The organism is Diaphorobacter sp. HDW4A, from assembly GCF_011305995.1.
In the GTDB taxonomy this organism is placed as follows: domain Bacteria; phylum Pseudomonadota; class Gammaproteobacteria; order Burkholderiales; family Burkholderiaceae_C; genus Diaphorobacter_A.
This window is the reverse complement of record NZ_CP049910.1, coordinates 166,458-191,866: the sequence shown is the minus strand read 5'-3', so window position 1 is coordinate 191,866 and position 25,409 is coordinate 166,458. Positions and strand designations below refer to the sequence as shown.

Genomic DNA, 25,409 nt, shown 5'->3' with positions numbered 1-25,409 from the left:
CCGCACTGCATTCAGCGCGCAAGGATGAACACGATGGAGATCACCAGCCCCACCACCCCACCGACCGCCGTGCTGATGGAGCAGATCCTCTATGAGATCAAGCGCGTCGTCGTCGGGCAGGACCGCTTTCTGGAGCGCGTGATGGTCGCCATCCTCGCGCAAGGGCATCTGCTGGTCGAGGGCGTTCCGGGCCTCGCCAAAACGCTCACCGTGAAAACGCTCGCGGCCACGATCAACGGCAACTTCCGCCGCATCCAGTTCACCCCCGACCTCGTTCCCGCCGACCTGATCGGCACGCGCATGTACAACCAGCGCACGGGCGAGTTCAGCACCACGCTCGGCCCGGTGTTCACCCATCTGCTGCTGGCTGATGAAATCAACCGCGCACCTGCCAAGGTGCAGAGCGCGCTGCTCGAGGTGATGCAGGAGCGACAGGTGACGATTGCAGGCGAGACCCACCGCGTGGCCGCTCCGTTTCTCGTGATGGCGACGCAAAACCCCATCGAGACCGAAGGCACCTACGCGCTACCCGAGGCGCAGGTGGACCGCTTCATGATGAAGGTGGTGATCGGCTATCCGAGCGAGGACGAAGAGTTCGTGATCGCCGAACGCGCGCTCGCCCCCGCCGTAGCCGTGCAGGCCGTGGCGAGCACCGCGCAGCTCGCGCAGTTGCAGCGGGCGGTGCGCGAGGTCTATGTCGACCCCTCGCTGCTGCAATACGCGGTGCGGGTGGTGGCGGCCACGCGCAATCCGGGCATCTACGGCCTCAAGGACCTGAGCGGCGCCATCGCCTGCGGAGCCAGCCCCCGCGCCACCATCGCGCTGGCCGAGGGCGCGCAGGCGCTGGCCCTGATGCGCGGACGCAGCTACGTGCTGCTCGAAGATCTCAAGGAGCTTGCTCACGACGTGCTGCGCCACCGCATTTCGCTGTCCTACGAGGCCATGGCAGATGGACGGAACGTCGATGCGCTGATCGACCAGATTCTGGTGCGCTTGCCCGCCCCGGCGCGCACGGCCGACATCACCGGCAAGGAGGCACGCCGTGCCTGAATCGTCCATTGCGCCCAGCATCACGCGGAACGCCGAGCAGTTGCTGCAGCGGCTTGAATGGCGCGTGCTGCGGCGGCTCGACGGACTGCTGCAGGGCGACTACCGCACGTTGATGCGCGGCACAGGCATCGATCTGGCCGACCTGCGCGAATACCAGCCGCATGACGACGTGCGCCATATCGACTGGAACGTCACCGCACGCCTCGGCACGCCCCATGTGCGCGTGTTCACCGAAGACCGCGAGATGACCGCCTGGTTTCTGCTGGACCTGAGCGCGTCGGTGGATTTCGGCCCGCCCGGTCGCACCAAACGCGACCAGCTCACCGGCTTTGTGGGTGTGCTTGCGCGGCTGTTCACCCGGCGCGGCAACCGCGTGGGTGCCGTGCTGCACGGCGGCGCCGCGCGCGACCGCGCCCTGCCCGCACGCAGCAGCCGCACGCATGTGCTGCAGCTCCTGCACATGCTGATGGCGGGTGGCTCGCATCCCAAGGCAGCCACTGCCGAATCGGGCGGTACGACGCAGCTGCATCGCCTGTTGCAATCCGCACAGGGCCTGCTGCGCCGCCGCTCGACGGTGTTTCTGGTCTCCGACTTCATGAGCGAGCCCGGTTGGGAAAAGCCGCTCGCGCGGCTGGCCGAACGCCATGACGTGGTCGCCGTGCGGCTGCTTGATCCGCTCGAGCTTGAGCTGCCCGACATCGGCCTTGTCTGGCTCTGCGATCCCGAGACCGGCGAGCGTCTGCACGTAGACACGCACAGCAGCGGCTTTCGCAAACGCTACGTGCGCCTTGCAGCCGAGCGCGAAGCGCAGTTGCGTGCCGCCCTCGCGCAGGCCCGGGTCGACACGCTGCAGCTGGCCACCGATGATGATCTGCTCGACTCCATGGTCCGCTTTCTGTCTCTGCGCGGGCTGCGAACCAGCCGGTTCATGCGGCCCGCCGAAACCGAGCCGCTGGCCGTGGCCACGCACTGAAACGCATCAACCTACGGGAAAGAAAGGAGCATCAGCAACATGGCATTTCTCTGGCCCACCATGCTTTGGCTGCTGTTGCTCCTGCCGCTTCTGGTGCTCATGTACTGGCTGGCGCAGCGGCGGCGCAAAAGCACCGCACTGCACTTCCCCGCGCTGGCGCTCGCACGCGAGGCCATGGGCACGGGCCAGCGCATTCGCCGCCACATTCCGCCACTGTTGTGCCTGATCGGACTGGTGGCGTTGCTGGTGGCGGCGGCACGGCCGATCGCCACGCTGAGTTTGCCGCTCGAGCAGCAGACCATCGTGCTCGCCATGGATGTCTCGGGCAGCATGCGTGCCAATGATGTCGAGCCCAATCGTCTGGCGGCCGCGCAGAACGCGGCCAAGGCCTTCATCGCCGCGCTGCCGCGCAATGTGCGCGTGTCGGTCGTGGCCTTTGCCGGAACCGCACAGATCGCGCAACTGCCGACGCAGAACCACGACGATCTGAATGCCGCTATTGACTCGTTTCAGCTGCAGCGCGGCACCGCCACAGGCAACGGCATTCTGATGGCGCTGGCGGCAATTTTTCCGGGCAGCGGCGTCGATCTCGCTGCGCTCTCGGGGCGCGAGGGCATGTTCGCGCGCAGCATCGACGAGGTCATCGGCAGCAGCCCCGGTGCGCAGCGCATGCCACCCGCGCCGGTGCAGCCCGGCTCGTACAACTCGGCCGCCATCGTGATGCTCTCGGACGGCCAGCGCAACACCGGCGTAGACCCGCTGCTCGCGGCGCAGTGGGCGGCCGACCGGGGCGTGCGCGTCTACACCGTCGGCGTGGGCACGCCCGAGGGCACGGTGATCGAATTCGAGGGCTGGTCGATGCGTGTGCGCCTCGACGAAGAAACGCTCAAGACCGTCGCCAAACTCACCAAGGCCGAGTATTTCCACGCGGCGACCGCACAGGATCTGCTCAAGGTCTACGAGACACTGCACTCACGCCTGACGCCCGAGAAGCGCGAGACCGAGGTCTCCTCGCTGCTCGCGCTGGTCGGCGCGCTGTTCGTCATCCTCGCGGCCACGCTGTCGCTGTGGTGGTACGGACGGGTGCTATGAGGTTCAGAGCCGCGCTCAAAGATTGCCAGCGACGAGGCGCAGCACGCGATCGCAACGCGCGGCCAGTGACTCGTCGTGCGTCACCATCACAAAGGCCGTTCCGCGATCACGCGCGAGCTGCATCATGAGCTCGAACACCGTGTCTGCCGTCTTGCGGTCGAGATTGCCGGTGGGCTCGTCGGCCAGCACGCAGGCCGGCGTGGTGACCAGCGCACGCGCAATCGCCACGCGCTGACGCTCACCGCCCGAGAGTTCCGCCGGGCGGTGGTGCACGCGCTGCTCCAGCCCGACGGATTTGAGCATTGCGTCGGCGGCTTCCAGACAGCGCTCGTGGCTCCAGCGGCGGATGCGCAGCGGCATGCCGACGTTGTCGCGCGCGCTGAATTCGGGCAGCAGATGGTGGAACTGGTAGATGAAGCCCAGATGCTCGTTGCGCAAGCGCCCCTGCTTGTCGGCCGACAGCAGCGCGAGGTCCTGGCCCATGAGTTCGACCTTGCCGGTGCTCGGTGCATCCAGCCCGCCGAGCAAATGCAGCAATGTGCTCTTGCCCGAACCCGACGCGCCGACGATGGCCAGCGTCTCGCCCGCATACACGTCAAGGTCGACGCCATGCAGCACGGTGACGTCGAGCCGTCCCTCTTCAAAACGCTTGGTCAGCCCGCGCGCACGCAGCACGATCTTCTTGTTCTTCTCGTTCACATCACTCATAGCGCAGCGCCTCGGCAGGGTTCACGCGGCTGGCGCGCCAGCTCGGATACAGGGTGGCCGCGAAGGCCAAGATCAGGGAAATGACGGCAATCGGCATGATGTCGCTGTACTGCGGCTCGCTCGGCATCTTGCTGATCAGGTAGATGTCCTTGGGCAGGAAGGTGGTGTGCAGCGCACGCTCGATGGCCGGCACGATCACGTCGATGTTGAACGCGATCAAGAGGCCCAGCCCCAGTCCGGCCAGCGTGCCAATCACGCCGACCATCGCGCCCTGCACGACAAAGATGCCCATGATGCTCTTCGGGCTCGCGCCCAGCGTGCGCAGGATGGCGATGTCGGCGCGCTTGTCGGTCACCGTCATCACCAGCGTGGACACCAGGTTGAACGCCGCCACCGCGACGATCAGCGTGAGGATGATGAACATCATCCGCTTCTCAAGCTGCACGGCCGCGAACCAGGTCTTGTTCTGCTGCGTCCAGTCACGGATCAACAGGTGGCCCGACAGCGAATGCGCGAGCTGCTGTGCCACTTCGGGCGCCTGGTGCAGGTCCTTGATCTTGAGGCGGATGCCCGTCGGGCCTTCGAGGCGGAAGATCTTCTCCGCGTCCGAATGGTGCATGAAGACCAGCGCGGAGTCATATTCATAGTGGCCGGAATTGAAGGTGCCCGCCACCTTCATCTGCTTGATGCGCGGCACCACGCCAGCGGGCGTGACCTGACCCGAAGGCGCAATCAGCGTCACCAGATCACCGGGAAACACGCCCATGCTGCGCGCAAGCTCGCTGCCCAGAATCACGTTGAACTCGCCGGGCACCAGCGCCTTGAGTCCTTCCACATGCTCGGCCGCCATGTCGGTCACCTGGCCTTCGAGCGCCGGATCGATGCCGCGCACCAGCGCGCCCTTGACCTCGTCGCCGCGCCCAAGCAGCGCCTGCGCCGAGACGAATGGCGCTGCGCCCACCACGTTGGGGTTGTCACGCGACTCCTTGAGCGTGAGCGGCATGTCCGGCAGCGCGGCCCCCTGCGGCGCGAAGACCTCGATGTGCGAGACGACGCCGAGCATGCGGTCGCGCACTTCCTTCTGAAAGCCGTTCATCACGCTGAGCACGATGATGAGCGCCGCCACCCCGAGCGCGATGCCCAGCATCGACACGCCCGAGATGAAAGAGATGAAGCCGTTGCGCCGCGTGGCGCGGCCCGCGCGGGTATAGCGCCAGCCCACGGCCAGTTCGTATGGAATTTGCATGGTGGTTGGAATCATGACGCAGACCGGTTGGCTCTGTGCAAATCACAAAATCCGGCCCACTTGTGCACATGGATTGTGGCATCCCGGACAATAGACCCCATGTCGGACGTCCCCCATTTACTCATCCCCTTCGCGGCCAGCCCTTCGCCCGGCTGCCAGCAGACGCTCAAGGAACTGCCCCTGCCGCATCTGAATCGATTGCTCGCACGCATGACGCTTGCGGGCACCGATGTCGGCGAGGAAACCGATTTCGCCCCACCGCACGAACGCGCGCTCGCACGCGCCCTCGGCCTGCCCACCGCCAAGAATGGCATCACGCCCTGGGCCGCATGGCAACAGCGCCATCTCCGCGGCGAGGCGATCAGATCGAAAGCGTGGGCTTACATCACACCCTGCCAATGGCATGTCAGCACCGACCATGTGACGATGCTCGACCCCGCCGATCTGCAACTCACGCCGTTCAGCTCGCGCGCGCTGATGGACCTGCTCGCGCCGTGGTTCGCCGACGATGGCATTGAACTCATTTACGACGAGCCCATGCGCTGGATCGCCAGCGGCGACGTGTTCGAAGGCGTGTCCGCCGCCTCGCTCGACCGGGTGATCCAGCGCGACGTGCGCTCGTGGATGCCGCTGGCCGACAACGCCGAACACACGCGCGCCATCCACCGCCTGCAAAGCGAGATGCAGATGCTGCTCTACACCCATCCGCTGAACGATGCACGCGCCGAGGAAGGTCTGCCGCCCGTCAACACCTTCTGGATGCACGGTGCGGGCCGCCTGGCTACCGTCCCGTCGGCCAGCGCCGCGCCGCTGGTTCCAAGCGGCCTGCGCGACGCTGCCCTGCGCGAAGACTGGAAGCAGTGGGCCGCGCAGTGGCGTGAGTTGGACGCGGGTGCAGTCGCCGAGATCGAGCACCATGTCGCAGCGGGCGGCAAGGCCCGGCTCACGTTGTGCGGCGAATGCAGCTCCATGCAGTTCGAAACCGCCGAACGCGGCTTCGGCCAGAAACTCAAAAGCCTTTTCTCCAGACCGCAACGCTTTCTGGACCTGCAAAACAAGTTATGAAAATCATCGCCAGAGACATTCCACCGCGCGTCGTGTGGACGCTGGAGCAGGCGGGCGTGCATCCGCTACTCGCACGGCTCTATGCCGCGCGCGGCGTGCGCAACAGCGACGAGCTCGACGACGCCCTCGCGCGCTTGCTGCCGCCATCGGGCCTGCGCGGCATACGCGAAGCGGCCGCGCTGCTGGCCGATGCGATTGCCGCCGACAAACGCATGATCATCGTCGCCGACTACGACTGCGACGGCGCCACCGCCTGCGCCGTGGGCGTGCGCGGCCTGCGTCTGCTGGGCGCGAAAAACGTGGACTATCTCGTGCCCGACCGCGTGGTGGACGGCTACGGCCTCACGCCGCCGATCTCGCGCCGCGTGCACGAGCGCAATGCCGACCTGCTGATCACTGTGGACAACGGCATCGCCAGCGTCGATGGCGTGGCCGAGGCCAAAAAGCTGGGCTTGTCGGTGCTGGTCACCGACCATCACCTGCCCGGCCCCACGCTGCCACTGGCCGATGCCATCGTCAACCCCAACCAGCCCGGCTGCGAGTTCGAGAGCAAGTCCGCCGCCGGTGTCGGCGTGATGTTCTATGTGCTGATGGCGCTGCGTGCCGAGCTGCGCGAGCGTGGCGTGTTCGACAAGGCCACGCAGCCCAAGCTCGAACCCCTGCTGCCGCTGGTGGCGCTGGGCACCGTGGCGGATGTGGTCAAGCTCGACAACAACAACCGCCGCCTTGTTGCCCAAGGTTTGAAGCGCATCCGCGCGGGCCACATGCCGGCGGGCGTGGCGGCGCTGTTCAAAGTCACGGGTCGCAAGTCCGAGGAAGCGACCACGTTCGACTTCGGCTTCGGCCTCGGCCCGCGCATCAACGCCGCCGGGCGGCTGGACGACATGAAGCTCGGCATCGAGTGCCTGCTCACCGACGATCCGGCACGCGCCGCCGATCTGGCCGGACAGCTCGACGCCATCAACCGCGAACGCCGCGAGCTTGAAGGTGGCATGCGCGAGCAGGCCATGCTCATGGCCGAGACGCTGTTCGATGAAGGCGAGGAACCGCCTCCCGCGATCAGCGTGTTCGACCCCGACTTTCATGAAGGCGTGGTCGGCATCGTCGCCTCGCGTCTCAAGGACAAGCTGCATCGCCCGACCTTCGTCTTCGCCGCCAGCAGTGCGCCGGGCAAGGAGCATGAACTCAAGGGCTCGGGCCGCAGCATTCCCGGTTTTCATCTGCGCGATGCGCTTGATCTGGTGGCCAAGCGCCATCCGGGCGTGCTACTCAAATTCGGCGGCCACGCGATGGCGGCGGGCTGCACCGTGGCCGAGGAATTCTTCGACGTGTTCGAGCTGGGCTTCGCTCAGGTCGCGCAGGAATGGCTCGACGCCGCCACGCTCACCCGCAAGCTCGAAACCGACGGCCCGCTCGCGCCCGAATACTGCCGTGCCGAGCTCGTCGACGTACTGCACCGTGAGGTCTGGGGTCAGGGCTTTGCGCCGCCGACCTTCAGCGAAGAAGTCGAGATCGTGAGCCAGCGCCTCGTGGGCGAAGCCAAGAACCACCTGTCGATCAAGTTGCTGCACCAGGGCCAGCCGGTCGACGCCATCTGGTTCGGCCACACAGAACCCCTGCCCGCCCGCGCCACGCTGGCCTTCCGCCTCGACGTGAACGAATGGCGCGGCGAGCGGAAGGTGCAGTTTTTAGTCGAAGGTTGGGCGGACTGAGGCGGGAATATCGCGCCGAGATCAAGCCGTCTCGAACGCTTTGATCTCCTCCAGCAATCCACCAAGCCACGCCATGAATACCTGCATGCGCCGCGAGAGCTCCGCGCGGTGGGCGAACACCATGTTCACCGGCAGTGAAGGTGGACGATGCTCTGGCATCACCTCCACCAGTTCGCCCGCCACAAGATGCGCACGCACGTCGTAGCGCGGAATCTGAATCAAACCCAGCCCAGACAATGCGCAGGCGATGTAGGTTTCTGCATTGTTCACGGCCACGTTGCAGGACATGGCGAGTGTGTGCAGCTTGCCGTTCTCAAGCCACTCCCATGCGGCGGCACGGCCGCGTGAGGGTGAGAGATAGTTCACCGCCTTGTGTTCATGCAAATCCTGCGGTGAGTGCGGTACGCCGAACGCGGTCAGATACCCGGGACTGGCGCAATTGATCAGCTCAAACGCACCCAGCGGCCGCGCCACGAGGCTGGAGTCCGCCAGTTGGCCTACCCGCAGCGCGCCGTCCACATTCTCCAGCACCAGATCGACGGCGCGGTCCGTGGAACCCAGATCGAGCTCCAGATCGGGATGCGCGCGAAACAACGATGACAACGCGGGCGCGATCACCAGTCGCGCGATGCGACTCGGCACGTCCACGCGCAAGCGCCCGACCACACCGGTACCCGACGGGCGAAAACGCTGCTCGATGTCCTGCATGTCGTCCACCAGCAACCGGGCGCGCTCCATGAGGCTCTCGCCATCCAGCGTGAGCGACACCTTGCGTGTGGTGCGATGCATCAGCCGAACGCCAAGGCGCGCCTCCAGTTGTTGCACAGCCAACGTCACCGTGGGTCTCGGCATGTCCAGCTGATCGGCTGCCTGAGAAAAGCTGCCGGTCGCTCCCACGCGCAGAAAGATGCTCAGCAGGTCGATACGGTCCATGGCGATTTATTGTTAGTAATTTCTGAATAAACAAGAAGCGAAATGGTAATTTATTTTGCTTCTCATGCCCAATAAGCTGCCGTTCTTCGCATCGTTTTCGTCTCAACCCCTTTTGACACAGTGAGGAACGCACACATGACCAGTCAACACGATATCCGCGGCAAGGTCGTCCTGATCGCCGGTGGTGCCAAGAATCTCGGCGGCCTACTGGCCCGCGATCTGGCACAGCAAGGCGCCAAGGCGGTCGCCATTCACTACAACAGCGCTGCCAGCAAGGCGGATGCGGACGCCACCGTGGCCGACATCCAGAAGACCGGTGCGCAAGCCCTGGCTCTGCAGGCTGATCTGACCACCGCAGGTGCCATGAGCAAACTCTTCACCGATGCCATTGCGGCCGTGGGACGCCCCGACATTGCCATCAACACCGTTGGCAAAGTGCTCAAGAAGCCGCTGGTGGATATCTCCGAGGCGGAATACGACGAGATGAGCGCAGTGAACGCCAAGTCGGCATTTTTCTTTTTGAAAGAAGCGGGCAAGCATGTGAACGACAACGGCAAGGTCTGCACGCTCGTCACCTCGCTGCTGGGCGCGTTCACACCGTTCTATGCGTCCTATGCTGGCACCAAAGCTCCCGTCGAGCATTTCACCCGCGCGGCGGCCAAAGAGTTCGGGGCACGCGGGATCTCGGTCACCGCAGTGGGCCCTGGCCCCATGGATACGGCATTCTTCTATCCCGCCGAAGGAGCTGACGCCGTCGCATATCACAAGACCGCTGCAGCCCTCTCACCCTTCTCGAAAACAGGCCTGACAGACATCAACGATGTGGTGCCCTTCATCCGTCATCTGGTAAGCGATGGTTGGTGGATCACGGGTCAGACGATTCTCATCAACGGCGGCTACACCACCAAGTAAGCAGGCTTATGCACCCCGGCAGGCAGAGGTTGTTCTACTTCTGCTTGCAATTTGAGCACCTGATCCGACACATGAAAATGTGGCGATGCTGCACGTTCAGCATTGCGCTCATAGAATGGGTCACGTGTCTATTCCTTCATCCACCCCACTCAACGCCGATCTGCACTGTCACTCCGTAGTGTCTGACGGCACACTCACTCCGGAAGCCCTCGCCGAACGCGCGAGCGCCAATGGTGTGCAGCTCTGGTCGCTCACCGATCACGACGAGATCGGCGGCCAGCACCTGGCGCGTGCCGCCGCGCATGCCAACGGCATGGACTACCTCACGGGCACCGAAATCTCCGTCACCTTCGCCGACAACACGGTGCACATCGTGGGTCTCGGATTTGATCCGGACGACGAGCAACTCACACAAGGCTTGGCGCTCACACGCGGCGGTCGCGGCGCACGGGCGCAGGAGATTTCAAGGCAGCTCGCCGAAGTAGGCATTCACAACGCATACGACGGTGCGCTCAAGTACGTGGGCAATCCCGAGCTGATCTCGCGCACGCACTTCGCACGCTATCTCGTGGAAATCGGTGCCTGTCGCGACACCTCGGAGGTCTTCCGACGCTACCTCACCGAAGGCAATCCTGGCTTTGTGCCACATCGCTGGGCAACGCTTTCCAACGCCGTGCGTTGGATCCGTGACGCGGGCGGCATGGCAGTGATCGCCCACCCGGCGCGCTACCGCTTCACGGCCAACGAAGAATACGCGCTGTTCACCGAATTCAAGAAGCACGGCGGCGAAGGCGTGGAGGTCGTCACCGGCAGCCACACCCCGTCCGAATACAAAACCTACGCCGACATGGCGCTGGAGTTCGATCTGGCCGCATCGCGCGGCAGCGACTTCCATAGCCCCGATGAGTCGCACACCGATCTCGGTACATTGCCCCCCCTGCCAAGCCAACTTACACCCGTGTGGGAAGTGATCGCCCACCGTATTCAGCGCCGCCTGACCTCCTCCGACTGAACCTCGCGGTCCTCCAACAACAAAGGCAAAGCCATGGCGCAGTATTTCGAAATCCATCCAGAGAACCCGCAGCCGCGACTGCTCAAGCAGGCCGTCGCCATTCTGCAGAGCGGCGGCGTGATGGCAATCCCCACCGATTCGAGCTACGCCCTCGTCTGCCAGCTCGATGACAGCAAGGCCGTCGAGCGCCTGCGCCGCATCCGCCAGATCGATGAAAAACACCATCTCGCGCTGCTGTGCCGCGACCTGTCGGAACTCTCGAGCTACGCCCGCGTGGACAACCGCCAGTACCGCCTGCTCAAGCAGGCGACGCCCGGCCCTTACACCTTCATTCTCGACGCGACCAAAGAAGTGCCGCGCCGCGTGAGCCATCCACAGCGCAAGACCATCGGCCTGCGCGTGCCGGACCGCAAGGGCACGCAGCTGTTGCTGGAGATGCTCGGTGCGCCGCTGCTGGCCTCGACCTTCATCCCGCCGGGCGAGACCGAGCCGCTGAACGACCCCGAGGAAATCCGCGAGCGCTTCGAGAAGCTGATCGACGGCGTGGTCGATGCTGGCCCCTGTCCGCAGCAGCCGACTACCGTGGTCGATCTCACGCCCATGGAAAGTGGCGGTGAAGCGGTGGTGGTGCGTGAGGGGCGCGGCAGCCTGTCCGTATTGGGGCTTTGAAGACCGTGTTGCCGCCCTGACTCAAGGCGGTACCAATACGTTTTTGGGGCTTCGCGCCCTCCCCCTCGCTCAGGTCTGCGAAAATGGCCGTGTGGACGCATCCAACCTTATCCAAACCATTCTGATCTACGCCCTTCCGGTGCTCTTTGCCATCACGGTACACGAGGCCGCTCACGGCTATGTGGCCCGTCACTTTGGCGACAACACAGCACTGATGATGGGTCGGATCACCCTCAACCCACTCAAGCACATCGATCCCATCGGCACGATTCTGATGCCGCTGCTGCTGTATTTTGCGACATCGGGAGCCTTTCTGTTCGGCTACGCCAAGCCGGTCCCGGTGAACTTTTCGCACCTGCGCAACCCCAAGCGCGACATGATCTGGGTGGCACTCGCAGGTCCACTAGCCAACTTCATTCAGGCCATTCTGTGGGCGTTGGTGCTGATCGTTCTGGTGGCCTTCGACGTCAACGAGCGCTTCTTCCTCGCCATGGCCAAGGCCGGCGTGATGGTGAATCTCGTGATGTGGGCGTTCAACCTGTTTCCGCTTCCCCCGCTCGACGGTGGCCGCGTGCTTGTCGGCCTGCTGCCCTGGAAGCAGGCGCAATGGTTTGCCCGTTTGGAACCCTATGGCTTCTTCATCGTGATGGGCCTCGTCATCATGGGCGTGGTGAGCACGTTCTGGCTGCAGCCGTTGATGGCTGCAGGCTACTACGTCATCAGCCTGCTGATGCTGCCGTTTCGCGCACTCCTGCTCGGCTGAGCCTCGGGCTCCCCCGATATCCTGCTTTTTTGAATTTTCATTTCAACCATGTCCGTCACCCGCTTCCTCACCGGCATCACCCCCTCCGGCACACCGCACCTCGGCAATTACGCTGGCATGATCCGTCCCGCCATCAAGGCCAGCCGCGATCCAGGCGTCGAGAGCTACTACTTCCTGGCCGACTACCACGCGCTCATCAAGGCGCATGACCCCGAGCGGGTGCATCGCTCGACGCTGGAGATCGCCGCGAGCTGGCTGGCGGCGGGGCTCGATCCCGCGCAGGTGACCTTCTACCGCCAGTCGGCCCTGCCCGAAGTGACCGAGCTGACCTGGTTTCTCACCTGCGTCACCGGCAAGGGCATGCTCAACCGCGCGCATGCCTACAAGGCCTCGCAGGACAAGAACACCGAGGCCGGGCGCGACATCGACGACGGCGTGACCGCAGGCCTGTTCATGTACCCGGTGCTGATGGCCGCCGACATCCTGATCTTCAACGCCCACAAAGTGCCCGTAGGTCGCGACCAGATTCAGCACATCGAGATGGCGCGCGACATCGCATCGAGCTTCAACCACCTCTACGGCGAACACTTCACGCTGCCCGAGGCCGCCATCGAGGAAAACGTGGCGACCATCGCAGGCCTCGACGGCCGCAAGATGAGCAAGAGCTACGACAACACGATCCCGCTGTTCACTCCGCGCGATCAGCTCAAGAAGCTCGTGGGCAGCATCGTGACCGACTCCCGCGCTCCAGGCGAGCCCAAGGAAGTGGAGGGCTCTGCGCTATTCCAGCTCTACCAGGCCTTTGCCACGCCCGAGCAGACCGAATCCATGCGCCGCGCCTATGCCGACGGCATTTCCTGGGGCGACGCCAAGCAGGCGCTTTTCGAGTGCATCGATGCCGAAATCACGCCCATGCGCGCACATTACGACGATCTGATGGCCAACCCTGAGAAGGTGGAAGCCGCGCTGCAGATCGGCGAAGAGCGTGCCCGCGCCAAGTCCCACCCCTTCGTGCAGACCCTGCGCGAAGCCGTGGGCCTGCGCAGCCTGCGCGCAGGTGCTGGCAACAAGAAGGCTGCCAAGGAAGCCAAGGTTGCGCTGCCAAATTTCAAGCAATACCGGGAGGCCAATGGCAAGTTCTACTTCAAGTTCGTGGCGGCCGACGGGAAGCTGCTGATGCAAAGCGTTGGATTCACCGCACCAAAGGAGGCTGGCCAAGCCATCGGACAGTTGCAAAAGGATGCGGACTCGCTGGCGGCATTGGCCTCGCAGGTCACCCTCGCAGAGGGTGTGAGTCTGGCGGATGTGCAGGCTGCATTGGAGGCTTTGCGCAACGCCGCCTGACCGATAGAGAACAAGGCGACGAAGGCATTACACCGCAGTCCCTGCCTCCGAATTGGTGCACGATCTGCAAGAAATTTGCGGAAACACAATCGATGTATATCAAGCAGGAATCAGGGCTGTTACAGGAGCGGTTAACAAATGTTAACTTCGCACCATGAATGTGCAGTTCAGCGGTCTGCTTTCTATACTCAGGCGAAGCTTTTTCCCAATGCATTCCTGCAAGGATTTCCATGCGTATTGTGGCTCTGGATGATGACGCACTGCAGCTCGAGCTGTTCAAGCGTGCCATAACCGACATGGGGCACTCGTGCCACACGTATCAAACCGGTTCGGCCCTCATGAAGGACATGCGGCGCGACACCTTCGATCTGTTGCTGGTCGACTGGCACCTGCCAGATACCTCGGGCCCTGAGGTGGTGCGCTGGGTGCGCAAGCACGTTGGGCTGGATCTGCCGATCCTGTTCGTCACCAGCCGTCAGGAAGAGCGCGACATTGTCGAAGGTCTGGACTGCGGCGCCGACGATTTCATGGTCAAACCCGTGCGCGTGGGCGAGCTCACCGCGCGCGTAGGTGCCCTGCTGCGCCGAGCCTATCCTGCGGCCGTCAACGAAGTGCTGGAGTTCGGCCGTTACCGGTTTCTGCCTGAGACCCGCACGCTGGAGATGGACAGCAAGCCCGTCGAACTCAAGAACCGCGAATACGACCTCGCTCTGTTCCTGTTCCAGAACATGGGACGTCTCCTGTCTCGTGATCATTTGCGAGAAATCATCTGGGGACAGACCAGCGACGTGATCTCTCGCTCGCTCGATACGCACATTTCGCGCCTTCGCAGTCAACTCGACCTGCGGCCGGACAATGGCTTTATCGTGACAGCCGTCTACGGAATGGGTTATCGTTTCGAAGCCGTCAAGCCCAAGAGCGAAGACGCTTTGATTTCTATGTAATCCAGAGCCCCCCTGCACCATGGGACCGGACACTCTGTAGGATAGGGTCACCAGCGCGCGCCAAAGTGCGAAGGCTGGAATAATGATGCTTGTCCGGGAGGAAGTACTGTGGTTCGTTTGCTGAGTCATTCACCGCCGAAACAACTGATTCTCAGGGCCGTGGCAGTTGCTGCCACGGCCCTGCCGCTGTTCGCGCTGGCCAATCCTGACGGATTCATCGAGCATCGCGTGAAGCAGGGTGACACCCTGGAGCGTCTGTCCACCGACTTCTACGGGGACGTCAAGCTCTGGCCCGAGTTGCAAAAGTACAACCAAGTCTCCAATCCCAGACATCTGCAACCAGGATCGATTCTTCGCATTCCTGTCAAATACCTGCCATTGCAATCGGCAGAGGTGAGTTTTGTGCAAGGACAGGCAACGGTAGCGACCACGCCGGGTGCGGAACCTGCTGAACTCAAGGCTGGACACAAGCTTGGCGAAGGTGCCGAGATCAAGGTGGCTCAGGACTCATTCGTTACGGTCAAGCTGGCCGATGGCAGCCTGATACGCATCCTGGCTCAGTCCGACGTACAGTTGCAGCAACTGCGCCGCAAGGGTCGTGCCGGCAGCCTGCAATCGGTGTTGGAGATGCAGAAGGGTGGCGTGAACGCAACCGTCGGCACCGAGCCCGACCCCACCCGCAAGTTTGAAGTCCGCACGCCGCGCGCCACCACCAGCGTGCGCGGAACCACTTTCGACGTCTCCCTTACGGACGGCGGCAACGCGCTATCGTCGGTCACCCATGGCACCGTCTCGGTGCAGGGCAGCGACAAGGCCAATGCGGCCTTGATCAATGAAGGACAAGGCATTGCCGTCAATCGCGACGGGCAACTCGGTCAGGCCCAGACGCTGCTGCCATCGCCAGACCTGACCAAGCTCCCCGAAACGATGGAAGACTCGAACTTCCTGAGCTTGCAGCTTGAACCCGTTCAGCAGGCGAGCGCATATCAGGTGCAGATCGCGCGCGACGAGTCGATGTCCGAAGTATTGCGAAGTGGCACCTTCCCGTCCGCGCAGGTGCGCATGAAGCTCGTGGACGATGGCGACTACTACATCCTCGCACGTGCCATCGACGATCAGCAACTGCCCGGTATGCCGGCCAAGCGCAAGCTCAAGGTCAAGACCCAACCGCCACCACCGCTGTACCAGCAACCCGCACCGGGCGGCACGACATCACGCACATCCGGCACGCTGCAATGCACACCGGTGAGCGGAGTACAGACGTATCGCCTCCAGGTCGCGGCCGATGTGGCCGGGTTTGCCCAGCCGCTGCTCGATCAGAAGAATACCGGCGACTGCAGCGCACTCCTGTCCAGCCTGCCCGTGGGCAGCTATCTGTGGCGTGCAGCAAGCATTCGCCAATTGGCAGACGGCTCGCCCGATCAAGGACCGTTCGCTCAGCCGCAGGCCTTCAAGCTCGCGAACAATCCGGCAACGCCCGATCTTTCTGCCATGAACAGCGCCGAGGATGTTCCCGGTCTGCATCTGCAATGGCCCGGCGAGGCCGATCAGACTTACCGCCTGCAGCTAGCGCGCACCGAGGACTTCGCTCAGATCCTCTCTGACGAGAAGCTCGACAAGCCGGTGTGGGACGCCACGGACGTGAAGCCGGGCACCTATTACGTGCGCATCAAGACACATGACACCGCCACCGGTCTTGAGAGCCCATTCTCTGCGGCCCGGCAGGTGCGTGCTGCGGCCGAAGTGCAAAGCGGTTACGGCGTACCGCTGACCTCGTCCGACGGCGAACCGCTCACACGCAAATGACACGCCGGTGTCATTGAGCGCATGAGTCCCTTTCGCCCCACCAGTCGCGCGCAACTCCAGCAACGCGAGTGGTCGCTGCTCACCGTGGTGCTGCTCTGCCTGGTTACCTGGCTGTGCATGAATGACGCGCTGCAGCGCGTTGATCACCTGATTCATGATGCAGGCGGCCGTCTGCATGCGCCCAAGGCCAATCGCGACATCGTCATCGTTGCCATCGACGATCGCAGCATCGAAGCCATCGGCCGCTGGCCATGGCGTCGTGCATTGCATGCGCAATTGCTCGACCAGATCACCGAACAATCCCCGCGCGCGCTCGGCCTCGATGTGCTGTTCAGCGAGCCCGACGCCGACTACCCCGGCGACGACACCATCCTGTCTCAGGCGATTGCACGCAACGGCAGCGTCGTGCTACCCATCATCCGCAGTACCGATGAATCGAGTGCGTCGGTCGATGCGCCGCTGCCCGTGATCCGCCAAGGAGCAGCGCAGTTGGGCCACGTACATGTGCAGGTGGATTCGGACGGTGTGGCCAGACGCCTCTATCTGTTCGAAGGCCCCGCAGGCGCCATGCGACCACACTTCAGCCTCGCGATGCAATGCGCTGCTAGCGCACAGGAGTATCCCGGTTGCGACGGATCAAGCGTGCCCCAAGCGGCCGAAGAATGGCAGCGCAGCAAATTGCGCGTGATTCCATTCGCCAAGGGCTCCAAGTCGGGACCGACGTTCACGACATACTCCTACATTGACGTGCTCATGAAGCGCGTTCCAGTCGATGCGTTTCGCGGCAAATATGTGCTCGTGGGCGCAACGGCCACGGGTCTGGGCGACATGTTCGCTGCCCCCGTTGGCCCGTCCGCAGATCGCGTTCCGGGTGTCGAGTTGGTGGCCCATGTGCTCAATGCACGCATGGAAGGCATGCGCATCATGCCCGCTCCTCAGACATGGAATCTGGTGTTCAATCTGCTGCCCGTGGCCGCATCGCTGATCGCCGTGCTGCTGCTCGGTCCCTTCGCCGCACTGGCCGCCTGCAGCCTGATGTTTTTGTTCATGCTGCTGGTCGGAGCGGTCACCACACTTGCCACCGGCTGGCAGTTCTCGCCCGCCTCTGGAATGATGGGCGTGCTGCTGAGCTATCCGCTGTGGAGCTGGCGGCGCCTGTCTGCTGCTGCCATGTTTCTGAGTCAGGAAATGCACGACCTGACGCTGGACGGCATGAAACTGCCCGCTGCACCCGCTCCCCGCTCGAACCGCATCCTGCCCAGCGACTTTTTGGAGCGCCGCATTCACGCCGTCGAGCAGGCCACGCAACAGTTGCGAGAGCTGCACCATTTCGTGAGCGACAGTCTGCGCCAACTGCCCTCACCCACCTTCGTCTGTGACAGTCTCGGCGTGATCACACTGGCCAACGCCGCGGCTTCGCGGCTGGTGGAGGACACGACGGCAGATCCCGTCGGTCACGCGCTCGCCGAACTCCTCTCCGAGTTGGTGCACACCGAATCGGGCAAACCGCTGCTGTCGCTCAACCCGCTCAGATGGCCCGAAATCCCGAGCCAGCAGGAATGCCGCGACGATCAGGGCCACTTTTTCCTATTCCTGTGCAAACCGTTTGCGGCCAGCACCAATGCGGGATGGCTTGTGACGCTCGTGGACCTGACCGACATGCGCCGTGCGCAGAAGCAGCGCGACGAGGCGCTGAACTTCATCTCGCATGACATCCGGTCGCCCGTGGCGTCCATCATCACGCTGCTGGAGATGCATCGCGAATATCCCGATCAGGTACCGTTTTCCGAGCTGCTGCCGCGCATCGAGCGCTACGCCCAGTCATCACTGTCGATGGCCGAAGGCTTTGTGCGCCTCGCCAGTGCACAGTCGCAGTCCTATACCCTCACGACCTTCGACCTGGGTGCGCTGCTCGAAGAAAGTGTGGATGACGCATGGGCCAATGCGCAGGAAAAACAAGTACAGGTGCGCCTCGAAAGCAAACCCGATGTGGCCGCCTGCTGGGGTGACCGCAGCATGATCGGGCGTGCCATTGGCAACGTGATGAGCAATGCGCTCAAATTCAGTCCGCCGCAGACCATGGTGCATTGCAACCTCTTCACCGAAGGCGAGGACTGGGTGATCAGCATTCGCGACGAGGGTCCCGGCATTCCCGCCGAAAAGCGCGCCTCGCTGTTCGAGCCCTTTCGCCGCCTGCATGAGAGCAGCCATCCCGGCATTCAAGGCATTGGCTTGGGTCTCGCACTCGTACGCACGGTGATCCAGCGCCACAGTGGTCACATCGACGTGGTCAGCGAACCCGGCACGGGTACGGAATTCCGCCTGCATGTGCCCAAGAGCATGCCGGACGCGGCCTGATGCAGGTACAGCCTTTTCAACGCTCCTCAGCACAAATCAAACAAGAACACCCGCGCGGCGATGCCCCCGGCAACCACGTCATGGTCCGCGACGCACACAGTAGCCAAAAAGCAGAAAACCAGACATCGTCGAACCCAACAGGTATCCTCTCCCCAACAGCGGACCAAGCCAGAGCAGCGGGCCGCCAACCCGTTCCCCCCAACGCCAAACGACCAACCAATCGAAGCCGAACAAACTTCGTAACGCCCACAACATGACCCCAGAACCCCCAAATGAAGAATGGCTGGAAAACGTCACATTTGACGAGCTGAAGATAGGTCAGAGGGCCGGCTTGGTGCGCACGCTCTCGCAACGCGACATCGAAGCCTTCGCAGCCGTTTCTGGCGATATCAATCCCGCGCACATGAACCCGAATTTTGCTCAGGGCACCCCATTCCATCAGGTCGTCGCCCACGGCATGTGGAGCGGCGCGCTGATCTCAGCGCTGTTCGGCACTCAGTTCCCCGGACCCGGCACGATCTACCTGTCGCAGGAGCTGCAATTCACGAGTCCAGTGCATATTGGAGACACGCTCACGGTGACCGCCACCGTCGCGGAAAAGGACGATGCACGCCATCGCGTGCTCATGGATTGCGAGGTCCGCAACCAATCGGGCGAGTTAGTTCTCAAGGGCCGCGCCAAGCTGCTCGCGCCCACAGAGAAGCTGCGCGTTCAGCGCATCAACGCGCCGCTCATCGCGCTCTACGATCCCGAGGCGCGCCACCAGCAACTGCTCGCGCTCGGCAAGGATCTGGCCGCCGTGCGCTGCGCTGTCGTTCATCCCTGCGATGCAGGCTCGTTGCGCGGTGCGCTCGATGCAGCCCAACTGGGTCTCATCATCCCCGTGCTGGTCGGCCCCGAAGCCCGTATTCGCCAAGTGGCCGATGAGGCGAACATCGCGCTCGATGGCATCGAGATTCACTCCACCGAACACAGCCACGCCGCCGCCGCATTGGCCGCCGACATGGCTGCACGCCGCGAGGTCGAGATGCTCATGAAGGGCAGCCTGCATACCGATGAATTGCTCAAGGCCGTGCTCGCCAAGCCCGAGCTGCGCACCGGCCGCCGCCTCTCACATGTGTTCCGCTTCGATGTGCCGGCGTACAGCAAGCCGCTGTTCATCACCGATGCGGCGATCAACATCCAGCCCACGCTCGGCGAGAAGATCGACATCGTGCAGAACGCCATCCGCTTCGTGCAGGTGATGGGCGTAGCCACGCCCAAAGTCGCCATCCTCGCGGCCGTGGAGACCGTAGCCGAGAATATGCCCGCCACGCTCGACGCCGCAGCGCTGTGCAAGATGGCCGATCGCGGCCAGATTCAGGGCGGCGAGCTCGATGGCCCCCTGGCCTTCGACAACGCCATCTCGGCCGAGGCAGCACGGATCAAAGGCATTCAATCAAAAATTGCCGGACAGGCCGACATCCTGCTGGTGCCCGATCTCGAAAGCGGCAATATGCTTGCCAAGCAACTCGAATACCTGGCGGGCGCATCGGGCTCGGGCATCGTGCTCGGCGCACGCGTTCCCATCGCCCTCACCAGCCGCGCCGACGGCCCGCGCGCACGCGCCGCGTCCGCCCTGCTCGGCCTGATGATGGCGCATGACGCGCGCAGCAGATCGGCCGCCCCCAACACACCGACGCAAACACCAAAGGTCTGAGTCAGCATGGCGATTCTTGCAATCAACGCGGGTTCATCCTCGCTCAAGTTCTCGCTGCACCCGGTACTCAACGGCCAGGTGCTGCCCGAGATTCTGGCGGGGTCGGTGCAGGGCCTGCAGCCCGGCGGCACACCCGAATTCGGCTGGACATACCGCGACGAAAAGTTCAAAGGCGAGCTGCTCATTCCTTTCGGCAGCACCGCCTTCAAGGCCTCGCTCGATGAGCTGCGCGCGCTCGTTCCAAAGCTTGAAGGACTGCCCGAGATCCAGGCCATCGCCCATCGCGTGGTGCATGGCGGTGGCATCTACACCAGCAGCGTTCTGATCGACGACGCGGTGCTCGCGCAGCTTGCGCAGTTCAACTCGCTCGCGCCGCTGCATCAGCCGCACAACCTTGAAGGCATACGTCGTTTCCGAGAAGCATTCGCGCTCGTGCCGCAGGTGGCGTGCTTCGACACCGCGTTCCACGCGCATATGCCCGAGCTCAACTACGCCTTCGCCCTGCCCCGCGAACTGAGCGCACAGGGCGTGCGCCGCTACGGCTTTCATGGGCTTTCGTACCAATACATCCAATCAGTGCTGCAGGATCACAGCGCACGCGCCAATCAACGCGTGGTGATGGCCCATCTCGGCAGCGGCGCAAGCCTGTGCGCCACGTTGAACGGCACCAGCATCGCCACCACCATGGGCTTTTCAGCGCTCGACGGTCTGATGATGGGTTCGCGCTGCGGCAGCATCGACCCCGGCGTGTTGCTCTACCTGATGGAGCAAGGCTGGGACCACCCACGCATCGAGAACCTGCTCTATAAAGAGAGCGGCCTACTGGGCGTCTCCGGCCTCTCCGCCGACATGCGCACGTTGCGCGCTGCCAGTGCCAGTGCCAGTGCCAGTGCCAGTGCCAGTGCCAGTGCCAGCAAAGATGACCATGCCAGACAAGCCATCGCCCAATTCACCCACAGCGTGGTGCGAGAAACCGGCGCGCTCGTTGCCTGCCTCGAAGGACTCGACCTGCTCGCCTTCAGCGGCGGCATCGGCGAAAATGACCCCGCCCTGCGCGAGGCCGCATGCAGACACCTCGCTTGGCTGGGCGTACGCATCGACGAACGGCGCAACCGCGAAGCCCAAGGAAGAAACCCGACCGCCATCCATGCAGAAGACAGCGCGGTGGAAGTCTGGGTCATCCCCACCGACGAAGGCCGCGTAGCCGCAAGAGATGCCGCAGCCCTGCTATGCATTGTTTGATTTGATCTCCACGCGTCATTCATGCGCGACCCGGGCGAGTGACCGCCGAGCAAAGACCGCCCGCAGCGTTGGCGGTGTTCCCTCCGCAGCGCACGAGAGGGGGAACGGCTCAGGGGGTGTTCAGAATTCTCATACGAAAAAGCCTCAAAGCATTTCTGCTTTGAGGCTTCACGTTTTGGTGCGGCTGGCAGGAATCGAACCCACGACCCCTTGGTTCGTAGCCAAGTACTCTATCCAGCTGAGCTACAGCCGCTAAGCTTCGAATTATATCGGAGTTTTTCGACCCGAAATCAAATTCGCCTTTTTTTTGGAAAATACTTAGCAAATACCCTTTGAGCCATTGGACCCGCCCCCAAGCGTGTCAAATTACAAATCTGCTTGCCCCATGCAGTCAATTCGTCAATGATGCTTTCGCTCGCCGTCAGCCGCTCGGATGCTCTGACCTGCATGATCGGAACGGCAGCGCAAGCCTGCGGCTCCGCAAGGAACTGCTGCAGCCAAGGATGACAACGTTGGAAGGGCCGAGCCAATCCGGCCCGCCAAGTGTGAGTGCAAAGAACCAAGAAATGACGACGGATTCCCGAACGCATGCGCATGCGACGATACCCTCCGGCGCGATGTGGGAGCAACTATTCCATCGTAGCGCCAAGCCCGGCCTGAGCCTTCAGGGCCAGATCCGCGAAATGTTTGTCGATGCGATTCTGGCCGGTGTGCTGACGCCCGGCGACAGCGTTCCTTCCAGCCGTGAACTCGCGCGCCACTTGAGCGTGGGGCGCATCACTGTGGTACTGGCGTTCCAACAACTGACCGAAGAATCCTTTCTGCTGAGCCGCCAGCGCAAGGGCCACTTCATCCACCCCGACGTGCTGCAGGGCCGCAAGCTGCAGACAACAACCGCAGCAGCCGCCGCTGCCGAGCCCTCCAGCGACAGCTCGGCAGTTCATCCCACCGATTGGAACCAGCGCCTGTGGCTGCGCCCGAGCCAGCAGCGCAGCATCGTCAAGGAACAGAACTGGCAGGATTTTCCCTACCCGTTTCTCTACGGCCAGTTCGACAAGGACCTGTTCCCCACGGCCGCATGGCGCGAGTGCTGCCTCAAGGCGCTGAGCGTGCTCGACATTCAGCAATGGGCACCCGACTACATCACACGCGACGACGACAGCCTGATCCACCAGATCCAGACCAAGGTGCTGCCGCGCCGGGGCGTCTGGGCCTCGCCCGAGGAAATCATCATCACCGTCGGCGCGCAGCATGCGCTCTACATGGTGGGCGACCTGCTCCTACGTGACGACTCGCACGTCGGCATGGAAGACCCCGGATACCCCGACGCGCGCAACATCTTCACCAGCCGTACCTCGCAGCTCAAGTACATGCAGGTCGACGGCGACGGCCTGCCGCTGTCCAGCGATCTGCGCGACCTCGATTATCTGTATGTCACGCCCAGCCACCAGTGCCCCACGGGCGTGACCATGCCGCTTGAGCGCCGCCACGCGCTACTCAACATGGCGCAGGAAGAGGACATCATCCTCATCGAGGACGACTACGAAAGCGAAAGCAGCTTCGATGACCAGCCCGTCCCCGCCCTCAAGAGCCTGGACCGTAGCAACCGCGTGATCTACGTGGGCAGCCTCTCCAAGAGCCTCGCGCCGGGCCTGCGCATCGGCTACATCGTCGCCGCTCCCGAGCTGCTGCAAGAGCTGCGCGCACTGCGCCGCCTGATGATCCGCCACCCCACCACCTTCGTGCAGCGCACGCTGGCGATGTTCATCGCTCTGGGGCACTACGAGGCGCAACTGCGTCGCCTTGCACAAGCGCAGAAGGAGCGCCATGCGGCGCTCATCACGGCCATGGAAGAGCACCTGCCCGAATGTCGCATCACACCGGTGCGTGGCGGTGGCTCGTGCTGGGTGCAGTTGCCGGATCACGTATCTGCAATGGCGCTGGCGCGCAGCGCGGCAGAGCATGGGGTATTGATCGAGCCGGGGGATATTTTCTTCAAGTCGCCGGTGGCGCCGGGGAATTTCATTCGAGTGGGATATCAGTCCATACCCGCCCACAAAATCCCCCAAGGAATACAAGCCCTGTCCGCCGCAATGAAGTCGGTTTGATTTTTTGTTTGTTTTTACGAGGTCTGATGGCTTCGCGCCAAGACAGCCCCTCATGCGCCATTGCGAAATCTTGCCGAGCAGGCGTACGGTCTGCGGCTTCGACGCATGGCCTGAGGGGCTGTCTTGGCGTTGGGGCGGAGAGTTCCAACGCCCAGCTTGCTTCGTGGGCCCGCCGCTTTAGAAGGCACTTTTGCTGCCCTTTCGGCTTTCTACTCAGTTTGAATTCTGAAATGAAAAAAGCACCGCCAACGCTTTCGCGCGGCGGTGCTTTTGCTCTTCTTTCCTAGCTCTTACTTGCTCAGCTCTTCTTGAGCTTGACTGGTTTGAAGTGGGTGGACATACGGTCTTCCGGGGCCTTGCCGCCATTCACCAAGTGGCGGATGAAGTAGGCAATCAGCAGGATGCCCAAGCTCACCACACCCAGGGCCAGCGGGGTGCGCTGTTCGGGGATGAAGGCCATGGCGATCACGATGGAGGACATGCCTACGATGGCGAGCCAGGTGAGGTAGGGGAAGCACCACATGCGCACCTTGAGCAGGTGCGGAGCCTCGCGCTCAAGGCGCTTGCGCAAGCGCAGTTGCGAGATGGCGATCAGGATGTAGACGAAGATCGCGACAGTGCCATAGGAGTTCACGAGGAACGCGAACACGGTGTCGGGCGAAACGTAGGACATCACGATGGCGCCGTAGCCGAACAGCGTGGCGAACAGGATGGCACGCACCGGCACGCCGTTCTTGCTGACCTTGGCCAGGGCTTTCGGCGCATCGCCGCGCTTGGTCAGTGCGAACAGCATGCGGGACGAGGCATAGAGGCCCGAGTTCAGTGCGGAGAGCACGGCAGTCAGCACGATGGCGTTCATGATCTGCGCTGCAGCGGGCACGCCCATGGCGTTGAGCGCGCTCACGTAGGGCGTCGCGATGTCCTTGCTGTTCCATGGCACGAGGCAGGCGACAAGCAGGATGGAGCCCACGTAGAACACCAGCACGCGGGCGATCACCGAGTTGGTGGCCTTGGCGACGGCCTTCTGGGGTTCTGCGGTTTCGGCGGCGGCGATCGTCACGATCTCGGCACCGAAATAGAAGCCCGTTGCGGCGACCGCGCCCGTCAGCACCGGCACCCAGCCGTTCGGTGCGAAGCCGCCGTGCTGCGTGAGGTTGGCAATCTGCAGGCCGTGCGTGCCGGGCGTCCAGCCAAGCACGTGCACGCCGGCAACGAACAGGAACACGACGATGGCGGCGACCTTGATCGACGAGAACCAGAATTCGAATTCGCCGAATGACTTCACCGACACCAGATTGGTCAGCGTCAGCATCACGAGCAACACGAGACTGATGATCCAGCCGGACACATCAGGCAACCAGTAGCGCAGCAAATCGGCGCCCGCAACCGCTTCGAGCGCCACCACGATCACCCAGAAATACCAGTACATCCAGCCGGTCAGAAAACCGGCGAGGCGCGAGAGACCGGGGCGGTCGGAAAAGGCTTCACGCGAGTATTCATAAAACGAGCCGCCGCCGGGCATGGCGCAGGCCAGCTCGCCGAGCATGCGCATCACCAGCACGACCAGAAGGCCGGTGATCAAAAAGGAAATGACGGCCGCAGGACCCGCCTGTTTGATGACGACGCCTGAGCCGATGAACAGACCGGCTCCAATCACGCCACCGAGGGCGATCATGGTCATGTGGCGTTCTTTCAGCCCGGTCGAAAGCCCCGACGCGGAGGTTTGGGGGTTATGCATGTGATGTCTCCTTGTTTTCGGATGTCCTGACTCTG

The 25,409-nt window shown here is 63.1% G+C and carries 20 protein-coding genes and 1 tRNA gene; 16 read left to right on the top strand and 5 right to left on the bottom strand.

Translation table 11 applies throughout. The features are described 5' to 3' along the window. The first annotated feature begins 33 nt into the window (after window positions 1–33). The 3 genes from G7047_RS00875 to G7047_RS00865 are packed head-to-tail and all read left to right on the top strand — an operon-like array spanning window position 34 to window position 3,115. Entirely contained in the window at window positions 34–1,050 is a 1,017-nt protein-coding gene (locus tag G7047_RS00875) for a MoxR family ATPase (RefSeq protein ID WP_166299829.1), read from the top strand. After that, entirely contained in the window at window positions 1,043–2,023 is a 981-nt protein-coding gene (locus G7047_RS00870; protein ID WP_240939329.1) for a DUF58 domain-containing protein, read from the top strand. Before G7047_RS00875 ends, G7047_RS00870 begins: the two co-directional genes overlap by 8 nt. Window positions 2,024–2,062: 39 nt before the next feature. Beyond that, window positions 2,063–3,115 (top strand): VWA domain-containing protein, encoded by a 1,053-nt coding sequence (locus G7047_RS00865; protein WP_166299827.1) that lies wholly within the window; start codon window positions 2,063–2,065, stop codon window positions 3,113–3,115. A gap of 15 nt (window positions 3,116–3,130) precedes the next feature. On the opposite strand, the gene lolD is transcribed toward G7047_RS00865, so the two are convergent. Both lolD and G7047_RS00855 read right to left on the bottom strand, forming a co-directional pair. Then, the gene (gene lolD, locus G7047_RS00860) at window positions 3,131–3,823 is read right to left on the bottom strand and encodes a lipoprotein-releasing ABC transporter ATP-binding protein LolD (protein WP_166299825.1); all 693 of its coding nucleotides are present in this window, start codon (window positions 3,821–3,823) and stop codon (window positions 3,131–3,133) included. Continuing rightward, window positions 3,816–5,069, bottom strand: coding sequence for a lipoprotein-releasing ABC transporter permease subunit (locus tag G7047_RS00855; protein ID WP_166299823.1), 1,254 nt, complete (start codon window positions 5,067–5,069; stop codon window positions 3,816–3,818). Before G7047_RS00855 ends, lolD begins: the two co-directional genes overlap by 8 nt. A gap of 99 nt (window positions 5,070–5,168) precedes the next feature. Here G7047_RS00855 and G7047_RS00850 point away from each other — a divergent pair, with 99 nt between their 5' ends. Further along, window positions 5,169–6,134 carry a phosphoglycerate mutase gene (locus tag G7047_RS00850; RefSeq protein ID WP_166299821.1) on the top strand — a complete coding sequence of 322 codons (966 nt, stop codon included), beginning with the start codon at window positions 5,169–5,171 and terminating at the stop codon, window positions 6,132–6,134. Continuing rightward, window positions 6,131–7,846, top strand: a complete 1,716-nt coding sequence (recJ, locus tag G7047_RS00845) for a single-stranded-DNA-specific exonuclease RecJ (RefSeq protein WP_166299819.1) — start codon at window positions 6,131–6,133, stop codon at window positions 7,844–7,846. Before G7047_RS00850 ends, recJ begins: the two co-directional genes overlap by 4 nt. 21 nt (window positions 7,847–7,867) lie before the next feature. Here the strand turns inward: recJ and G7047_RS00840 are convergent, their stop codons facing one another. Continuing rightward, window positions 7,868–8,779 (bottom strand): LysR family transcriptional regulator, encoded by a 912-nt coding sequence (locus tag G7047_RS00840; protein WP_166299817.1) that lies wholly within the window; start codon window positions 8,777–8,779, stop codon window positions 7,868–7,870. A 135-nt stretch (window positions 8,780–8,914) separates the two neighbouring features. Here G7047_RS00840 and G7047_RS00835 point away from each other — a divergent pair, with 135 nt between their 5' ends. The 10 genes from G7047_RS00835 (at window position 8,915) to G7047_RS00790 (ending at window position 21,528) form a co-directional block, all read left to right on the top strand. Beyond that, window positions 8,915–9,691 (top strand): SDR family oxidoreductase, encoded by a 777-nt coding sequence (locus tag G7047_RS00835; protein ID WP_166299815.1) that lies wholly within the window; start codon window positions 8,915–8,917, stop codon window positions 9,689–9,691. Window positions 9,692–9,806: 115 nt separating this feature from the next. Then, window positions 9,807–10,703 (top strand): 3',5'-nucleoside bisphosphate phosphatase, encoded by an 897-nt coding sequence (locus tag G7047_RS00830; RefSeq protein ID WP_166299813.1) that lies wholly within the window; start codon window positions 9,807–9,809, stop codon window positions 10,701–10,703. A gap of 33 nt (window positions 10,704–10,736) precedes the next feature. Continuing rightward, window positions 10,737–11,372, top strand: coding sequence for an L-threonylcarbamoyladenylate synthase (locus G7047_RS00825; RefSeq protein ID WP_166299811.1), 636 nt, complete (start codon window positions 10,737–10,739; stop codon window positions 11,370–11,372). A gap of 91 nt (window positions 11,373–11,463) precedes the next feature. Beyond that, window positions 11,464–12,135: a site-2 protease family protein gene (locus tag G7047_RS00820; RefSeq protein WP_166299809.1), complete on the top strand. Its 672-nt coding sequence runs from the start codon at window positions 11,464–11,466 to the stop codon at window positions 12,133–12,135. Window positions 12,136–12,183: 48 nt separating this feature from the next. Further along, entirely contained in the window at window positions 12,184–13,479 is a 1,296-nt protein-coding gene (locus G7047_RS00815) for a tryptophan--tRNA ligase (RefSeq protein ID WP_166299807.1), read from the top strand. Between the two features lie 230 nt (window positions 13,480–13,709). Continuing rightward, window positions 13,710–14,423 carry a response regulator transcription factor gene (locus tag G7047_RS00810; protein ID WP_166299805.1) on the top strand — a complete coding sequence of 238 codons (714 nt, stop codon included), beginning with the start codon at window positions 13,710–13,712 and terminating at the stop codon, window positions 14,421–14,423. A gap of 159 nt (window positions 14,424–14,582) precedes the next feature. After that, window positions 14,583–16,229, top strand: a complete 1,647-nt coding sequence (locus G7047_RS00805) for a FecR domain-containing protein (RefSeq protein ID WP_166299803.1) — start codon at window positions 14,583–14,585, stop codon at window positions 16,227–16,229. 21 nt (window positions 16,230–16,250) lie between these two features. After that, on the top strand, window positions 16,251–18,587 hold the full coding sequence (locus G7047_RS00800) for a CHASE2 domain-containing protein (protein ID WP_166299801.1): 2,337 nt from the start codon (window positions 16,251–16,253) through the stop codon (window positions 18,585–18,587). 253 nt (window positions 18,588–18,840) lie between these two features. Beyond that, the gene (locus G7047_RS00795) at window positions 18,841–20,286 is read left to right on the top strand and encodes a bifunctional enoyl-CoA hydratase/phosphate acetyltransferase (protein WP_166299799.1); all 1,446 of its coding nucleotides are present in this window, start codon (window positions 18,841–18,843) and stop codon (window positions 20,284–20,286) included. Window positions 20,287–20,292: 6 nt separating this feature from the next. Then, window positions 20,293–21,528, top strand: coding sequence for an acetate/propionate family kinase (locus G7047_RS00790; protein WP_166299797.1), 1,236 nt, complete (start codon window positions 20,293–20,295; stop codon window positions 21,526–21,528). A gap of 176 nt (window positions 21,529–21,704) precedes the next feature. Here the strand turns inward: G7047_RS00790 and G7047_RS00785 are convergent. After that, window positions 21,705–21,781 (bottom strand) — tRNA-Arg (locus G7047_RS00785). 313 nt (window positions 21,782–22,094) lie between these two features. Between G7047_RS00785 and G7047_RS00780 the strand changes: the two genes are divergently transcribed. Beyond that, window positions 22,095–23,636: a PLP-dependent aminotransferase family protein gene (locus tag G7047_RS00780; protein WP_166299795.1), complete on the top strand. Its 1,542-nt coding sequence runs from the start codon at window positions 22,095–22,097 to the stop codon at window positions 23,634–23,636. A gap of 298 nt (window positions 23,637–23,934) precedes the next feature. Here the strand turns inward: G7047_RS00780 and G7047_RS00775 are convergent, their stop codons facing one another. Continuing rightward, window positions 23,935–25,374 (bottom strand): amino acid permease, encoded by a 1,440-nt coding sequence (locus G7047_RS00775; RefSeq protein WP_166299793.1) that lies wholly within the window; start codon window positions 25,372–25,374, stop codon window positions 23,935–23,937. Between the last annotated feature and the right edge of the window lie 35 nt (window positions 25,375–25,409).

Coding starts and splice junctions, on each gene's coding strand:
- G7047_RS00875 (WP_166299829.1), top strand. CDS start 34: ATGGAGATCACCAGCCCCACCACCCCACCGACCGCCGTGCTGATGGAG.
- G7047_RS00865 (WP_166299827.1), top strand. CDS start 2,063: ATGGCATTTCTCTGGCCCACCATGCTTTGGCTGCTGTTGCTCCTGCCG.
- lolD (WP_166299825.1), bottom strand. CDS start 3,823: ATGAGTGATGTGAACGAGAAGAACAAGAAGATCGTGCTGCGTGCGCGC.
- G7047_RS00855 (WP_166299823.1), bottom strand. CDS start 5,069: ATGCAAATTCCATACGAACTGGCCGTGGGCTGGCGCTATACCCGCGCG.
- G7047_RS00850 (WP_166299821.1), top strand. CDS start 5,169: ATGTCGGACGTCCCCCATTTACTCATCCCCTTCGCGGCCAGCCCTTCG.
- recJ (WP_166299819.1), top strand. CDS start 6,131: ATGAAAATCATCGCCAGAGACATTCCACCGCGCGTCGTGTGGACGCTG.
- G7047_RS00840 (WP_166299817.1), bottom strand. CDS start 8,779: ATGGACCGTATCGACCTGCTGAGCATCTTTCTGCGCGTGGGAGCGACC.
- G7047_RS00835 (WP_166299815.1), top strand. CDS start 8,915: ATGACCAGTCAACACGATATCCGCGGCAAGGTCGTCCTGATCGCCGGT.
- G7047_RS00830 (WP_166299813.1), top strand. CDS start 9,807: ATGGGTCACGTGTCTATTCCTTCATCCACCCCACTCAACGCCGATCTG.
- G7047_RS00825 (WP_166299811.1), top strand. CDS start 10,737: ATGGCGCAGTATTTCGAAATCCATCCAGAGAACCCGCAGCCGCGACTG.
- G7047_RS00815 (WP_166299807.1), top strand. CDS start 12,184: ATGTCCGTCACCCGCTTCCTCACCGGCATCACCCCCTCCGGCACACCG.
- G7047_RS00810 (WP_166299805.1), top strand. CDS start 13,710: ATGCGTATTGTGGCTCTGGATGATGACGCACTGCAGCTCGAGCTGTTC.
- G7047_RS00800 (WP_166299801.1), top strand. CDS start 16,251: ATGAGTCCCTTTCGCCCCACCAGTCGCGCGCAACTCCAGCAACGCGAG.
- G7047_RS00795 (WP_166299799.1), top strand. CDS start 18,841: ATGACCCCAGAACCCCCAAATGAAGAATGGCTGGAAAACGTCACATTT.
- G7047_RS00790 (WP_166299797.1), top strand. CDS start 20,293: ATGGCGATTCTTGCAATCAACGCGGGTTCATCCTCGCTCAAGTTCTCG.
- G7047_RS00780 (WP_166299795.1), top strand. CDS start 22,095: ATGACGACGGATTCCCGAACGCATGCGCATGCGACGATACCCTCCGGC.
- G7047_RS00775 (WP_166299793.1), bottom strand. CDS start 25,374: ATGCATAACCCCCAAACCTCCGCGTCGGGGCTTTCGACCGGGCTGAAA.